This window comes from Variovorax paradoxus (assembly GCF_022009635.1).
In the GTDB taxonomy this organism is placed as follows: domain Bacteria; phylum Pseudomonadota; class Gammaproteobacteria; order Burkholderiales; family Burkholderiaceae_C; genus Variovorax.
This window is the reverse complement of the sequence record NZ_CP091716.1, coordinates 548,293-562,602: the sequence shown is the minus strand read 5'-3', so window position 1 is coordinate 562,602 and position 14,310 is coordinate 548,293. Positions and strand designations below refer to the sequence as shown.

The following is a 14,310-nucleotide window of genomic DNA, read 5'->3' as shown; positions in this document are numbered from 1 at the left end:
GTCACGACTCACCTTTCTGGGCTCTTCCAAAACTCTCGCAGGTGCTTGAGCGATACGGAGGTCCGCCATGGCTAAACGCCGTTACTCGTTCGACGAAGACAAGATCGCCCGCTTCTTGAAGCAAGGCCGAGGCCAAGGGCGCGGTGCCGACTACCTACCGTGGTTGACGATCCACGACCTTTCCTCAACAGGCCTGTCCTCCAGGCTGCAGGGTCGCAAGTCCCATAGGGTGCATCACGTACTCTCAAAAATCGAGCGTGCGGTATTGATGCTGTTCGACTGGAACGATTACGTGATCGACATCCGAGAGCAGTACCCGCTCGATCGCGCAAAGACACGTGCCATTGCAGCGAACATGGGCGTGACAAGTCCGCGCGATCGGGATACTGGCGTGGACATCGTGATGACGACGGACTTCCTCGTGACGGCCTTGATCGACGGCGAGGAACAGGATTTTCCGGTGGCATGTAAGCCGCAGAGCGAACTGGACAATCCTCGCAGCATCGAGAAGCTCGAGATCGAGCGGCGTTTCTGGCAGGCACTCGGCCGCCCCTGGCGCCTGGTGACCGAAAAGGACTATCCCCAGGTGAGGGTTGGCAACCTCGAGTGGCTGTACGAAATGCAGTCGCTGGAACACCTCGAGGCCCCGCATCCGAACTATTGGTCCGATCGCCGTGACCAGGTTTTGCACGGGCTCGCCAGCGCCGGTGCCGTCTCGCTTCACCGACTGCTCGAGCAACTGCAGGATCGCTGGGGCCACCAGCCCGGAGAGGGACTGATGATGCTGCGCCACCTCGCCTCCACCAAGCGGGTGGCTTTCGACCTGAATCGCCCGTTCGACATCATGGAGCCTGCAAGTGGGTTTCAGGTCGTGCCGGCTTCAGCAATGCCTGCAACGCCCTTCGCTGATAACGCGGAATGGAGGGCTGCAGCATGAGCCCCCTTTTGACCAATGACATCCTGGTCTACCCCGACGGCGGGCAACGCCTGCGGCTGCTTCGCCTGCATGAAGTCGTGCGCCCCGAACCGCCCGGCGCGAACCAGGACGAACAGCCACAGCCATCAGAGACGAAGGTGGCCTCCATATGGTTCGTCATCGACATCGACGCACCTCACGCCCTTCCTTTTGGAAAGGACTCGCAGGAACTCACGAACGATTTGCTCGCGGGAACTGCACATCTCTTGATGCCAGACCCATTCTTGCGCAGCAACGGCGGCAAGCCATGGAAGAAAAGTCTCATCAAACTGCGCGACAGGGCCTGGGCGCTTATCAAGGACTTGGTGCAACAGATCCAGATCTTCTTTCCTCGAGAGCGCTCAGTCCTTGTTCAAAGCAGGATAGGTAAAAAAAGCGAGGGTAAAGCAACAAAGCCCACGCTCTATGGGCACCTGCGACGCTACTGGCAGCGCGGCCAGACGCCAAACGCCTTGTTACCCGATTATCAAAACTGCGGCGCCAAGGGCGTTGTGCGCCCGTGCACTCCCGACAGCCCCAAGCGAGGGCGTCCGCGCATATATGGCGATGAGATCGGCATCAACGCGCATAAGGCGATCCGCAATGTGTTCAAGGCCGCTATCCAGAGGTACGGGAAAGAAAACGCGTTTACTCTGCCCGGAATCTACGACGACATGGTGGAGAAATTCTTCACGAAGCAAGAGGTCGACCCCGAGACAGGGGAGATTCGATACCTGCCGAAGGGGATAGCGAGCGGCGCTGCAAATGAGTCGGGAATACCTGACAGCGATCCCAAGGAGTCGGGCATTCCGACGTTCGGCGAGTTCAAGTACTGGTTCTACCGCGAAGGCGATTCGCTGAACCTGAAACGCCGGCGGGTGGGCGCCCGGGTTTACGACAAGGATCTTCGCGGCTACACCGGAACCGCCACCACAGGTGTATGGGGTCCCGGCGCACGTTACGTGATCGACGCGACCATCGCAGATGTCTACGTTGTATCCAGGCTCAACCGTCGGCGAATAGTCGGGCGACCCGTCCTGTACGTGGTGATTGATACGTTCTCGCGAATGATCGTGGGTATTTACATTGGCTTGGAGGGGCCGTCATGGGTCGGCGCCATGATGGCGTTGGCCAACGCGGCCGCCGACAAAGTCGCCTTCTGCGCGAAGTACGGCATAGCCATCAAGCAGGAAGACTGGCCTTGCCAGCACCTTTGCACCTATCTGTTGGGTGACCGCGGCGAAATGGAAAGCCATCACGTCGACGTCCTGAGCGCGAACTTCAACATCATGATCGAGAACGCGGCAGCCTACCGCGCAGACTGGAAGGGCATCGTTGAATCGCGATTCCTCCTACTGCCCGCGAAGTTCAAGCCCTACACCCCCGGGTACATCAAGCCGGACTACCGGGTGCGCGGTGGCAACGACTACCGTCTTGACGCGGTGCTCGATCTCGACGACTTCACGCGAATCTTCATCGCCTGCGTTCTGCGTTTCAACAATCATCATGAGCTGGCTGAATATGACCCCGATCGCGGCGTCCTGGCCGACGCCGTGAAGCCGGTCCCTTTGGACCTGTGGAACTGGGGCATTGTTCATCGCAGCGGTTCACTTCGGCGGTACCCGGAAGAGTTGGTGAAGTTCTCGTTGATGCCCACGGGCAAGGCCAGTGTGACCACCGAGGGAATCAAGTTCCAGGGTGCCTTCTACAGCGGCGAGCGGGCCATGGCGCAGCGATGGTTCGACCAGGCCCGGCAAGGCAAGGGACGGGTCGTTGATGTCTCGTATGACCCCAGGGGAATGGACGAGATCTACATTCACGGGGATGAGCCCATGGCATTCGACACGTGCTCCATGACCGATCGCAGCCGCGCCTTGCGCGGACTTTCGCTGCAGGAGATCGACGAGGCGCTGACCCTCAGCGCCAACAACTCAGCCAACCACCGCACCGAGGCCCAGATGGCCACCTCCCGAATGATTGGCGTCATCAATTCCACCGTGGAAGCGGCTCTTGCCAAGCAACCCCCTCCCGATGGCGAGAGCGACCACAGCCGTGTGTCAAACATCAGGGAAAACCGCGCTCAGGAAAAAGATGATCGGCGCGCCGAGGAGCGATTCCGCCTCGGCGCAACGGCGAATCAGGCAGCGCGTCCGGCGAAAACCACGGTACTGCCATTTCTGAAAGACCGTCGCAACGACTACGACGAACCCGACATCACCGAACTCGACACCGACGGAGCACAGCCATGACCTTCGACTATCAGAATGCAGTCAGTCTTCCTGAATACGACGCCAACCCCTTCATTGCGGCTTTACCGCCAATTCTTTCGCGCAGCGAATGGATTAAGGTGCTCCAGCAAGGTGTAGTCTTCAGTGAGCATGAGCGAGACTACCCCGCGAAGCTGCGCAAGCACTGCGTGCTGCGCTTGGGCAGCTACTTCGAACCGACCGAGCGCCAGGTCAAACTCGCAGAACGCGTCGACATGATGCTGCGTCGCGGCTACATGGGAAGGAACCCACTCGAGCCTGGTCACGCGGCTCGCCTGGCAGGGGGCGTGCGTACCGCCATGAGCAACAGCGAGACAGCAGCGTCTGCGGTGTCCCCGCCATTCGAATCCACTGCGCTGTCTAACGCTCTCATCGGTTGCTCAGGGATTGGCAAGACGCGTGCGGTCGCACGGGTCTTGGGCTACTACCCCCAATGCATCGAGCATGGTGGTTTTGCGTGCATGACACAAATCGCCTGGCTGCGACTGGAGAGTCCACACACCGGTGGTCCCAAACAGCTTTGCATCGACTTCTTCAAGTCGGTGGATCGTCTGCTCGGAACAAAGTACTTTCAGTGGTACGTCAAAAAGGGAACTGGCGTCGACGAACTGATCGTCCACATGGCCGAGGTCGTCACCTTGCATGCGATCGGCCTGCTCGTGGTGGACGAGGTTCAGCATTTGCAGCAAGCTCGAGGACAGCTGGGTGAAGAGGTGCTGAGTTTCTTGGTGAAGCTGGAAAACCAGGTTGGCGTTTCGGTCCTGATGATCGGCACACCCAAGGCCGAACCCATCCTCACGAGAAACTTTCGGCAGGGCCGCCGCTCGAGCATGCTGGGCGGGCTCACGTGGAATCCGATGCCGTGCGACAAGACTTGGACGCATTTCGTGAGGAAGCTCTGGAAGCATCAATGGACTTGCCAGTTCATGCCGCTGACGACAGAGCTCTGTCAGACGCTACACGACCTGACCCAAGGCATCACCAGCCTTCTGGTGATCCTGTTCATGCTCGCGCAGATGCGACTGATCACCATTGCAGAGTCCCGTCCGAGCTCGCCGGAGGAGCTGACCTGCTCGCTGCTCAAGCAGGTTGCAAAGGAAGAATTCGCCATGATCCAACCCATGCTCAGGGCGCTGCGTCGTGGCGACAAGAAGGCGCTCACGAAGTACGACGATCTGCAGCCGCTCTACATGCACATCGAGACGGTGCTCCAGGACGCTGTAGCCGGCAACGATGCGGCCTTCGCAAACGACCCTTCATCAGCCGAGGATCCATCCGAAGCCACGTCCGCTGTATTACCGGCACCTCCGGAAACTCAACAGATGAACGACTCGCTTCTTACCGCGCTGACGTCCATCGGAGTGGCGCACGACGTGGCGGCCGTCCTGATCGCCAAGGTCGGCCCAGCGGCGGCGTCCCTAAGTCCCTCGCAAGTCCTGAAAATGCTGGCCGAGGAGGCTTCGGAAGGGCCCAGGACGCCAAAGCCGCCCAAGGCCCGCAGCCAGACAAAAAAGAGAACTTCTCAATCCGAAGCTGCAGCCTCGCCACCGAGGACGGTACCAGCACCGCCACTTCCGCCAGACGACCTTCGGGCAATCATTCTGCAACGCGGCCACGGCGGAGCCACTGGGTACGATGCATTGACGGCGGCCGGCGTGATCAAGCAATTCACGCCCGAATCCGTATTCCTGTGATTCCTTTGCTGGGTTCAGGAAAATGCTGACGTACTTCCCCAAGCCCTATCCCGATGAAGTCCTCTACAGCGTGCTGGCCAGGCTGTGGAGGCATCTGGGACAGCCGGACATGCGGGACTTCATGACGCAGCTCTTCAAGCTGCCATACGCCACGCCGGTCTTCGACATGCCAGGCAACCTGGAAGTATTGGCGACCCAGATCCCGGAACGCGCCGGCCTCACCGCAGACCGAATAATCGATGAGCTGACCCTGTTCCCCTACTTTGCGGCCTTCGAATCAGCGTCAGGTCGCGAACGACTGCGCGAAAGAATGCGCTGCGCGCACGTGCAAAAGCACAATCGTCACAGCGGGATGCTTGCTTTCTCCACAGGACGCATGGTGCAACTCAAGTACTGCGATGAGTGCCGGAAGGAGATGCTCACACAATTCGGGGAGCTCTACTGGAAGCGTGAACATCTGTTACCCGGCGTGGTGGTCTGCCCGACACACGGCACATCGTTGCGTATGTACAGAGCCCCAATGCGGGAAAGGTATTTCCACCCTGCGTCCGCCGAGCTTTGCCCTGCTGATAAGAGTCCGCTCGTTCCCGAGCGGCTCTGGCACGAGCTCCCGAGGCTGCATCGCATTTCGCTGCGCAGCAAGGCACTCCTCGCGGGCGACGGAGCACCAATTGCACAGGAACTCTCGGCTCACTATGTCTCGAGGTTGGCCGAGACATTGGGCTCGCCAGGAAAGCTTGACCGGACGCGCGCAGCGGATTTGATCACCCGGTCCCTAGGCCCGTTTTTTGAAATGCTGCGAAGTCCGCTGAGCGGGCGCGCGGGCAGTTCTCATTGGGTGCAGGTGGTGCTCCGCAAATACAGGCCCGCGGTGCATCCCCTGTACTACGTCCTGCTGGACCAATTTATGGCGGACTATCCGGACCGGGCCGTGTTCGGGGACGGGCCTTGGGAATGCCCGAACCCGATTCACAGAAATGATGAAGTGCCTCCCATCAAACACGTAAGCGTCCATCGCAATGGGAAGCGCATTTGCGGAATCTTCGCTTGCAGATGTGGACGCACGTATCAGCGCATCTTTGACGTCGGGAGGGATCACATGGAACCACCTGTTCTCATCTCGGTAGTCAAAAAGCCCGCTGACCCCGAGGGGGAACTGCCGCTAGCGACATAAGCTGTGGCCAGTTGAAATCTAGCCCCGCTGATCAATCGGAATCATCCGTCATGCCCGTGATCTCAGCGACACTTTGAGGCGCTACGCCAGAGGCCCCACACCAGTGCGAGAGCAGCTCGGCTTCACTACGCGAGCATTCGACAGGAAAACTCGGAGCACCTTGCACAAGCAGCCAAAAAGTGCGCGTGATGCCGTCGGTGAACGCAACGACAGGCGTAGTCGACGGTTCAGAAGCATCACCCATCAAATTGCTCATCTTGGATCGCCGAACATTGGGTTTGAGCCAGAATCCTACTTGCGCTAGAGGAACCGGGTTCGCGGCACCGAGCGCGAAACCGTCAACGGCGAATTCAAATTTGTAGTCATGAATCCAGGTGCTCGGATTCCCATTGGCCTCGGCCACGTGATGCCCATTGCGGTCAGCTCTCCAATGAGACAGAAAGCGCTGTGCATCGACTACTACCACCACGCGCTCGTTGTTCCTGCAGTTCGACGCATCTACTCGCATGTAGGCGAACTCGCATGATTCGAGAGCAACTTCGTACACGGCGCTCTTCCTCGTATCCCACGGATTGATGCTCTGCACCGCAATCTGGCGGGTTCCGTTCCCAACCAGAACCCCTAGAAGCGCCCGCGGCATCAGGTCGACTGCGTGGTGCTCTTTCAATCTGCTCGCCAAACGCTCTGCCACAAGAATGTCGAGTTCAAACGCGGCGACCCGGTGGGGAAAAGCAAGCACCTCCGGCCAATTTCGCAAGCCCGGCAGGGCGGCAATCTCGTCGAGCGATTGACTGTGCCCGATTGGTTGATTCCGCCGCTCCAGCACGCCGCGCAGGCGTTGAGCGAGTAGCTTGAGTTGCTCTACGTTCATGGTTTTCTAGTCGGCAAGATTCCAGCGCCTTCTTTGCCGGCCGCCCAACGAAGAAACCAAATCTAAGAAGTCTGTTTGAACCAGTCTTCGTCGTGCTCAGAACTTGAGCGTGAGCGACAGGTAACGGTCACCGCCACGCGTCGTAGCCCATCAGGCTATCTGACGGTGATTCTGCCGCATGAACTTCGCGTCTGGGAGAACAGAAGGAAGACAGCAGTTCACCGCTTTCTCACACCCCCCTCCCGCAATCGCCAGAGGTCTTGAAGTACAGCTTCACATGGCTTGAAGGTGCCCCGGCTTTTTCCCATGGCGACCGGGCACTAACTTCACTGCACCCCGCCTGGCTCGATTCGGCGGGTAAACAACTTGCCAGAGGCGGGCCCGGGCATCCCAGTAAAGAACTTCCGCCTTGAACCGAATCGGATGAACCTCGAAAGATCAAGGGCCTAAGCCGTTTTCAGTAAAGAACTCTATTTGGCGTTGGCACGACGACCGCGGCGCCACTCACCCACCACCGCAAAGGACATTCGCCATGAAACTCGACAACTACCTCACCCTCGGCCGCTCCGGCCTGCGCGTCAGCCCCATGTCGCTGGGCACCATGACCTTCGGCAGCGACTGGGGCTGGGGCGCCGACGCGAGCGAGTCGCGCCGCATGTTCGACGCCTACGTGGAGCGCGGCGGCAACTTCATCGACACCGCCAACTTCTATACCAACGGCAGCTCCGAAAAGCTGGTGGGTCAGTTCGTCGCCGGCAAGCGCGAGTCGGTGGTGCTGGCCACCAAGTACTCGCTCAACACGCAGCCCGGCAACCCGAACGCCGGCGGCAACCATCGCCGCAACATGGTCCGCTCGGTCGAGGCCAGCCTGCAGCGGCTGGGCACCGACTACATCGACCTGCTGTACCTGCACATCTGGGACAACCTCACGCCCTTCGACGAAGTGATGCGCGCCTTCGACGACCTCGTGCGCGCGGGCAAGGTGCTCTACGCGGGCGTCTCCGACACGCCGGCCTGGCAGATCGCGCGCATGCAGACGCTGGCCGACCTGCACGGCTGGGCCCCGCTGGTGGCGCTGCAGATCGAGCACAGCCTGATCGAGCGCACGGTGGAGCGCGAGCTGCTGCCGATGGCGCGCGAACTCGGCCTGGGCGTGCTGGCATGGTCGCCGCTGGCCAGCGGTGTGCTGTCGGGCAAGTACACGCGCGCCGACCTCGACCACCGCAAGAGCGCGGATTCGAGCGTCACGGGCACGCGCAAGGACGTGGCCGCCGGCAACGGCGCACTGACCGCGCGCACGCTCGACATCGCCGACGAGGTGTCGCGCATCGCGAAGGCGCAGGGCCGCTCACCGGCGCAAATCGCGCTGGCATGGCTGCTGCATCGCAGCGCGCCGGTGGTGATGCCGATCATCGGCGCGCGCACCTTCGCGCAGTTCGAGGACAACCTCGGCGCGCTCGACGTGGTGCTCGATGACGAGACGCTGCAACTGCTCGACGCGGTGAGCGCCGTGACGATGGGGTTCCCGCACGACTTCATGGCGCTGCCGATGACGCAGGGCGTGCTGTCGGGCGGCACCTCGGTGCGGCGGCCGGCCTGAGGCGCGGTCGTCAGGCCGAGAGCAGGGCGGTCAGCAGCAGGTAGAGCAGCGTTCCGCCGAGCGCGAGCACCGCGGTTGCGGAGGCGATCCAGTGGAAGCGGCCCGGCACCGCGCTGAGCAGGCCGACCGTCGTGAGCGCGGCCGCCGTGAGCGCACCCAGCCAGAGCACCCAGCCGATGCTGCCGCCGGCCGCCTGCAGGCTCGCGCCCAGCGACAGGCACAGCAGCGCGGTGCCGCCCAGTTGCAGCCAGCGCCGCCACGGGCCGGGCGTGCTGCCGCGGCCGAACACGTCTTCGCTGTGGCGGTCCATCGCGAGGCTCAACGCACAGAAGCCCGCGAGCGAGGCGGCGAACACGAGCGCAAGGAGCAGGGCATGCATCACGAGCCCCCTTCCGACGTGGCCAGGCCTTGCGGCGGCGTCTTCGTGGCCTGCTTCTGCGCGATGGTCTTGCGGCGCTTGCGCTCGACGAGCCAGACCGCGCTCGCCAGCCCCAGGCCCAGCGCGATGGAGACGAGATCGAAGCCCGCCACCGCGCTCGGGCCCGAGCGCAGGCTCACCGTCAGCGGAGCGGGTCCGGTGAACGCATTGAGCACCGGCAGCAGCACGAACAGCAGCGCACCGAGCGACAGCTGTGCCTGCCACATGCGCAGCGTCGGCCGCAGCAGGCCCAGCACGGCGGCCGCGCCCCAGACGATGAAGAACCAGCGGATCTCCGCCTCGCCGCGCTCGGCCATCTCGACCGGCAGCAGGCGGTTGGCCCAGAAGAACGCCACCATCGCAAGGGGCAAGCCGGCGATGGCGCCGAGGTTGAGCCCGTCGACCAGCCGCAGCCCGAAACTGACGCGCCCGCCCTGCTTTAGCGTCTTCGCGAACTTCTGCCGTTCCTTCACCGCCCACAGCAGCAGCCCCGTGGCCACCATCAGGCAGCCCGCGATGCCGGAGAGGAAGAACAGCGCGCGCAACAGCGGATTCGCGAAGCGGCCGATGTGCAGGCCGTAGAGCACGCCGCGCGTCTCGGCGGCGGGCTTGGGCACGTCGCCGAAGGTGGCGATCAGCGCGCCGGTCGCGCCGTTGAACTGCATCGACGGCTGGTCGTAAGACAGCTGCGGCCCTTCGGCGCGCGTGAGCGAGACCACCGCGTTGGCATCGTTCGGCTGGTGCACGGTGACGCGGCCCACGGCCGCGCCGTTCCAGTGCGCGGAGGCCTGCGCGATCATCGGCGCGATAGGCGCGAGCGGCACCCTGTTGCCCGAGGCCTTGACCTGGTCGCGGCCGCCGCCGGGGAAGACCTCGGAGAAGAACGCCTGCTCGCCGCCGCGGTCCTTGTAGGCCACCTGCGGGCCCCAGGGCATGTACAGGAACATCAGCGTGACGAGCCCGGTGTACGTGATCATCAGGTGATAGGGCAGCGCGAGCACCGCCGTCACGTTGTGCGCATCGAGCCACGAGCGCTGGCCCTTCTTCGGGCGGAAGGTGAAGAAGTCCTTGAAGATGCGCTTGTGCGTGACGATGCCGCTGAAGATCGCCACCAGCATGAACATCGCGCAGAAGCCCACGATCCAGCGCGCCCACAGCGCGGGCATGTAGTGCAGGTCGAAGTGCAGGCGATAGAGGAACTCGCCGCCGCGAGTGGTGCGCGGCGCGGTGACGGGCTCGCCGGTAGCCGGGTCGAGCGATGCGCGGTCGAAGCGGCGGCGCGGCGGTTTCTTGTCCTTGCCGTCGGACGCGGCGGCGGCAGCAGGTGATGGAGGCGCCGCGAGCCAGAGCACGTCGGTCGACGGCTGGCGCTCGTTCGGCAGGTTGATGAACCAGCGCGGGCTGTCCGCGCCGCGTTGCTGCAGATAGGCCACGGCGCTTTCGACGGCGCGGGCCGGCGGCACGGCGGGCTGGGCGGCGGCGTGCAGCTCGGGCTTCATCCAGAACGTGATCTCGTCCTTGAAATACGACGCCGTGCCGGCCGCGAAGACCATGAACAGCACCCAGCCGACCAGCAGGCCCGACCAGGTGTGCAGCCACGCCATCGATTGGCGGAAACCTTCCTTCATGCCGCTGCGCCCCCGGTGAACCGCAGGAGCACGAGCAGCAGCGCGCCGAGCGACGCCGCGGCGATGGCCAGCCCGGACCAGGCGCGCAGCGCGGTGCGCGCGGCGAAGACCCACATCACGGCGAGCGCGAAGACGAGGAAGGACGACAGCGTGCCGGTCATCGTGGCTTCGCTGCGCGCCATGCCGAAGGCGACAGGCAGGCACAGGCCGAGCACGGCGGCGGACAGGGCGGCGACGCCATAACCGCCGAAGATGGCGGCAATGGCGCGGGCGGCTACGCCGAGGCGGTAACGAAGGCCGGAGGTCACGACGCGCGCCGGACGGCGGGGTGGGTCGTTCGGGGATTCATGGGGAAAGAGAGGCTTGAGAGAATGAGAATGATACTCATCTTTGGCGCAACCTCCTCCTGCTCCACCGCATTGGCACACCCACACAAAAAGCCCCGGGGCGATGCATCGGCACCGCCCCGGGGCTTAGCCCTGCGTCAATGAATGTCTCAGGGCGCCGGACCCGCCGGACGCCAGCGGCCTGCGTTCGCGCGCCATTCGTACAGCCGCGCGCCGATCTGAACCACGTCGCCGTTCGCCACGTTGGCGGGGAACAGCTGGTCGTACGCTCGCAGACGGTATCCCAGGAACTCAGCCGATGCCTCAACGTCACCCTCCGAGGAAATAACGGCAGAACCCACGCCCATCAACGGCGCAGACTGCGAAACAAGCCCGTTGACGTTGGACACGATCGAACTCCGCCCGCCTAGCGAAGCCGCCTGCGTAGCCACCCCGACGGCACTGCGCAGCGCGATCAGTCCCGCCCTGGCCTCTGCATTCAGCTCGATCAGGCCGCCGGACGAAGCCCGTGCGGCACCAGCGCCCTCCACGTCGGTTTTCGCCGTCAGAAGGCCCGCCACTTCGAAGACGAGAGCACCCGAGAACGGCTTGGCGCCGAAAGTCGAGGCTCCGAAGGTCAATGCGCCGAACATCTGGTGCTACTCCACGGGGGTTTCGGGAGCCGGCTGGAACGCGAGGAAGTCGCACACCGGCAGCATCTGCAGAAGCTGCTCCAGCGTCGGCTCGTCGGCCTGACCGGCCGCGACCTTTTCCTGCAACGAATAGCAGAAGTCCCACACCAGCGAGCGCCAGGCACGAAAGGCACGCCCTTGCGCCTGGAAGCGCGGAACCGCGGGCTCGTCGGCATAGGTGACCGCGGTCCTGATGTCGTCGAAGCCGTAGGCGACCGCGGTGGCATCGAGATGCTTCTGCACCTCGACGCGCAAGGCCGCGGCACGCTCCTCGAGGGTCGGTACGTGCGGTTCGGGCGTCACCGGCGGCTCGTTCGCCGGCGCTTCCGGTTCCGGTGTTACGGGCGGCTCGGGAAGAGGTTCCGGCACCGGAATGTCCTCGGCAATCCACATACCGTTGGCGGCAGCGAAGTAGCGCTTGCCTTCGACGGACGGCGGCGGCTCCGCCACCAGGCAGTTGCCAGGGACAAGCCAGACCTCGCCCTCGTCGGCCGGCGAGAGATCGCTCTCGTCGAGTTCGACGGGGCCGATGTAGAGCCGGTCGGGGCCGAATGAATAGACGGTCTTGGTTTTCTTCATGGTCAGTACTTGATGCACGCGAGGTACGCGTTGTTGCGTGGGCGGGCTTCGGTGTCGCCGCTGGTGTTCAGCGAGATGCCGGTGGGGCCGGTCTTGATGACGATGCCTGTGCCGGCACCGTAGATGCTGATGCCCGTGCCAGAGCCGCCGACACCGACGTTGTGAGCATGATTGCCGGCGCCGTCGGTGCCCTTGCCCACATCGCCATCGACCAGCCGTCCGAAGAGCCCGGCCGCATAGGCACCGACGCCAGACACCTGTGGCGCGACGAACCCGTGGCTGTGATGGCCCTGCGCATCTGTCCATGCGCCGTGCGAGTGCCCCGGGTCATAGACGCCGTGCGCATGCGAAGGATCGGTGATCGCATGCGCATGCCCGGGATCCACGACACCATGCACGTGCGACAGGTTCGCGCTGTCCTGATAGGACCCCAACGTACGGCCGGGATCAAATCCTCGTCCGTCGTCCAGCCCCCGGTCGAAGACACCGCGTCCGTCAGGCAGGTTGAAGGTCGTCGAGCCGTCGCCCGCGCCATAGGTCGTGCCGATCTTCTCGAACAGCCGTGCATACGTCGTACGCGAGACCGCGGCGCCGTTGCGCTTGAGATAGCCCGCGGGCGGCGCCGACTGCGCGAAGTAACAGACCATGCCCGTCTGGTCGAGGCCGAGGGCCTCCTGCCAGTCGGCCTTGAGCTGCTCGGTCGATGCCGACAGGATGGTCAGCCCGATCTGCTTCGGCCCGTCGGGAAAGTCGACCTTTGCGCCGTCGTTGCTCGATGCGATGACCAGCGTGCGCGCGAGCGCGCCGCCTGTCATCGTGGCCCGGCCGAGTTCGAACAGGCCGGTTGGGCGGCCGACGGAGTCGACCGCGTTGATCATGTAGTGGCAGGTGTCTCCCTCTGCCATGCCAGCTGCGGAGAACGGTCGATAGGCATCGACGGCGCCCCCCAGTACAAAGGCGCCCAGTCCCACGGAGACGCTGCTCTCCAGGATGCGGTCGGCGGTTTTGTGTGCCATCGCGCTGTGCCGTTCAGACCGTGAGGAACGCGACCTTGGTCGACGTCTTGAGGCGCGGCACCACGCCGGCCTGGATCGGAATGACGGGCGTCAGGGCGCCGTGCAGCAGCAGCAGGCCGCCGCCCGCCGCCGCGGTGCCGATGCCCAGGTGCGTGGCCGTGCCTGTCGCGGTGCCGGCCACCTCCAGGAATTCCAGCGCATTGACGAGAAAGGCCTCGTTGCCGATCACCGACCAGCCGGCCGGGCTGCGCGGTACCGCCATGCGGGCATAGCCCGGATATACGAGTTCGTTCGTGCTCTGGTTGGCGCCGGCGCCCGGAGCGGCGGTGAGAAGGCTGATGTAGAGGTCCGTCGACGGGTTCACCGAGGCGTTGTCGGCAAGGCCGGTGATGGGCGTGCCGAGAAGAATCAGCTTGATGAAAGCGTTGGCGGATGCGGGTGAATAAGCCATTGGGTGCTCCTGGGGTTGAGTTGGTTATGCAAGCGAAGGGTTGACGGGCTGATCGCCCATGAATCCGGCCAGGCTGCAACTGGCCGGGATGTCGGTGTCGCGAAGTCCGTCGACGAACACATGCGCGGCACGCTCCGCGCTGAAGCAGCGCTGCACGTGCTCGGCGACGGCGCGAGCGATGGCCAGCGCTTCATCCCGCGTGAGCGTGACGAAGCCTTCGGCCGCCTTGAAGTCGATGCGATCGAGCCCGCGTGCCTCCATGTCGGCAAGCGACTCGGCAAAGGTCGCGCGGTCTTCACGACCGGTCTTGACGCGCAGCCCGCTGGCGAGCGTCAGGCCACCGGTCTCGAGCCGCCAGCGCTCGTCGGCCAGCTCGGCCTTGAGTTGCCGTCGCAGGTCGTCGGGCGTGCGCGGATCGCGCCAGGCGTGTGCCGCCCAATCGAAAACGTGATGCTCGCTCGGCCGCTGCGGCAACGGCTCGGGTACACCATTCCGGATGAAGGTGCCGGGCGCCGAATGCCCGAGGTAAACGGATTCGCCCGGGCGGGCCTGCGCATGGCACCACTCGACGGTGGCCTGCGTGCCCGTGCAGCGGATCTCGCCGGTGCGGGTGTTGTAGACAGTGAAGTGAGGCATGGT

14 protein-coding genes are annotated in these 14,310 nt (G+C 63.7%); 5 read left to right on the top strand and 9 right to left on the bottom strand.

All coding sequences use genetic code 11. From position 1 onward, the window contains the following. Positions 1–67: 67 nt before the first annotated feature. Genes L3V85_RS02815 through L3V85_RS02800 form a run of 4 tightly spaced genes read left to right on the top strand, consistent with a single transcriptional unit; the run spans position 68 to position 6,090 of the window. Positions 68–937, top strand: a complete 870-nt coding sequence (locus L3V85_RS02815; protein WP_237677908.1) for a TnsA endonuclease N-terminal domain-containing protein — start codon at positions 68–70, stop codon at positions 935–937. After that, complete coding sequence (locus tag L3V85_RS02810; protein WP_237677907.1) at positions 934–3,204, top strand: Mu transposase C-terminal domain-containing protein; 2,271 nt, start codon at positions 934–936, stop codon at positions 3,202–3,204. The genes L3V85_RS02815 and L3V85_RS02810 overlap by 4 nt, the downstream gene beginning before the upstream one ends. Next, positions 3,201–4,916, top strand: a complete 1,716-nt coding sequence (locus L3V85_RS02805) for an ATP-binding protein (protein ID WP_237677906.1) — start codon at positions 3,201–3,203, stop codon at positions 4,914–4,916. Before L3V85_RS02810 ends, L3V85_RS02805 begins: the two co-directional genes overlap by 4 nt. Positions 4,917–4,938: 22 nt before the next feature. After that, the gene (locus L3V85_RS02800; protein ID WP_237677905.1) at positions 4,939–6,090 is read left to right on the top strand and encodes a TnsD family Tn7-like transposition protein; all 1,152 of its coding nucleotides are present in this window, start codon (positions 4,939–4,941) and stop codon (positions 6,088–6,090) included. 31 nt (positions 6,091–6,121) lie between these two features. Here L3V85_RS02800 and L3V85_RS02795 read toward each other — a convergent pair whose 3' ends face one another. Then, positions 6,122–6,961 (bottom strand): plasmid fertility inhibition factor family protein, encoded by an 840-nt coding sequence (locus L3V85_RS02795; RefSeq protein ID WP_237677904.1) that lies wholly within the window; start codon positions 6,959–6,961, stop codon positions 6,122–6,124. A 532-nt stretch (positions 6,962–7,493) separates the two neighbouring features. Here L3V85_RS02795 and L3V85_RS02790 point away from each other — a divergent pair. Then, complete coding sequence (locus tag L3V85_RS02790) at positions 7,494–8,561, top strand: aldo/keto reductase (RefSeq protein ID WP_237677903.1); 1,068 nt, start codon at positions 7,494–7,496, stop codon at positions 8,559–8,561. Positions 8,562–8,571: 10 nt separating this feature from the next. Here the strand turns inward: L3V85_RS02790 and L3V85_RS02785 are convergent, their stop codons facing one another. The 8 genes from L3V85_RS02785 to L3V85_RS02750 all read right to left on the bottom strand — a co-directional run bounded on the left by L3V85_RS02785 (position 8,572) and on the right by L3V85_RS02750 (position 14,307). Next, the gene (locus L3V85_RS02785; RefSeq protein ID WP_237677902.1) at positions 8,572–8,940 is read right to left on the bottom strand and encodes a DUF3325 domain-containing protein; all 369 of its coding nucleotides are present in this window, start codon (positions 8,938–8,940) and stop codon (positions 8,572–8,574) included. Then, complete coding sequence (locus L3V85_RS02780) at positions 8,940–10,607, bottom strand: PepSY-associated TM helix domain-containing protein (protein WP_237677901.1); 1,668 nt, start codon at positions 10,605–10,607, stop codon at positions 8,940–8,942. Before L3V85_RS02780 ends, L3V85_RS02785 begins: the two co-directional genes overlap by 1 nt. Further along, complete coding sequence (locus L3V85_RS02775) at positions 10,604–10,915, bottom strand: DUF3649 domain-containing protein (RefSeq protein WP_237677900.1); 312 nt, start codon at positions 10,913–10,915, stop codon at positions 10,604–10,606. The genes L3V85_RS02780 and L3V85_RS02775 overlap by 4 nt, the downstream gene beginning before the upstream one ends. Before the next feature lie 188 nt (positions 10,916–11,103). Continuing rightward, the gene (locus L3V85_RS02770) at positions 11,104–11,586 is read right to left on the bottom strand and encodes a hypothetical protein (protein ID WP_237677899.1); all 483 of its coding nucleotides are present in this window, start codon (positions 11,584–11,586) and stop codon (positions 11,104–11,106) included. A 6-nt stretch (positions 11,587–11,592) separates the two neighbouring features. Then, complete coding sequence (locus tag L3V85_RS02765; RefSeq protein ID WP_237677898.1) at positions 11,593–12,204, bottom strand: hypothetical protein; 612 nt, start codon at positions 12,202–12,204, stop codon at positions 11,593–11,595. A gap of 2 nt (positions 12,205–12,206) precedes the next feature. Further along, a complete protein-coding gene (locus tag L3V85_RS02760) occupies positions 12,207–13,220 on the bottom strand; it encodes a phage tail protein (protein WP_237677897.1) in 1,014 nt (337 codons plus the stop codon). Positions 13,221–13,233: 13 nt separating this feature from the next. Beyond that, positions 13,234–13,671, bottom strand: a complete 438-nt coding sequence (locus L3V85_RS02755) for a phage tail fiber protein (RefSeq protein ID WP_237677896.1) — start codon at positions 13,669–13,671, stop codon at positions 13,234–13,236. Positions 13,672–13,695: 24 nt separating this feature from the next. Next, positions 13,696–14,307 carry a DUF4376 domain-containing protein gene (locus tag L3V85_RS02750; protein ID WP_237677895.1) on the bottom strand — a complete coding sequence of 204 codons (612 nt, stop codon included), beginning with the start codon at positions 14,305–14,307 and terminating at the stop codon, positions 13,696–13,698. Between the last annotated feature and the right edge of the window lie 3 nt (positions 14,308–14,310).

Bases quoted from the DNA above. Each gene is read 5' to 3' on its own strand.
- L3V85_RS02815 (WP_237677908.1), top strand. From the start codon at position 68: ATGGCTAAACGCCGTTACTCGTTCGACGAAGACAAGATCGCCCGCTTC.
- L3V85_RS02810 (WP_237677907.1), top strand. From the start codon at position 934: ATGAGCCCCCTTTTGACCAATGACATCCTGGTCTACCCCGACGGCGGG.
- L3V85_RS02805 (WP_237677906.1), top strand. From the start codon at position 3,201: ATGACCTTCGACTATCAGAATGCAGTCAGTCTTCCTGAATACGACGCC.
- L3V85_RS02800 (WP_237677905.1), top strand. From the start codon at position 4,939: ATGCTGACGTACTTCCCCAAGCCCTATCCCGATGAAGTCCTCTACAGC.
- L3V85_RS02795 (WP_237677904.1), bottom strand. From the start codon at position 6,961: ATGAACGTAGAGCAACTCAAGCTACTCGCTCAACGCCTGCGCGGCGTG.
- L3V85_RS02790 (WP_237677903.1), top strand. From the start codon at position 7,494: ATGAAACTCGACAACTACCTCACCCTCGGCCGCTCCGGCCTGCGCGTC.
- L3V85_RS02785 (WP_237677902.1), bottom strand. From the start codon at position 8,940: ATGCATGCCCTGCTCCTTGCGCTCGTGTTCGCCGCCTCGCTCGCGGGC.
- L3V85_RS02780 (WP_237677901.1), bottom strand. From the start codon at position 10,607: ATGAAGGAAGGTTTCCGCCAATCGATGGCGTGGCTGCACACCTGGTCG.
- L3V85_RS02770 (WP_237677899.1), bottom strand. From the start codon at position 11,586: ATGTTCGGCGCATTGACCTTCGGAGCCTCGACTTTCGGCGCCAAGCCG.
- L3V85_RS02765 (WP_237677898.1), bottom strand. From the start codon at position 12,204: ATGAAGAAAACCAAGACCGTCTATTCATTCGGCCCCGACCGGCTCTAC.
- L3V85_RS02760 (WP_237677897.1), bottom strand. From the start codon at position 13,220: ATGGCACACAAAACCGCCGACCGCATCCTGGAGAGCAGCGTCTCCGTG.
- L3V85_RS02755 (WP_237677896.1), bottom strand. From the start codon at position 13,671: ATGGCTTATTCACCCGCATCCGCCAACGCTTTCATCAAGCTGATTCTT.
- L3V85_RS02750 (WP_237677895.1), bottom strand. From the start codon at position 14,307: ATGCCTCACTTCACTGTCTACAACACCCGCACCGGCGAGATCCGCTGC.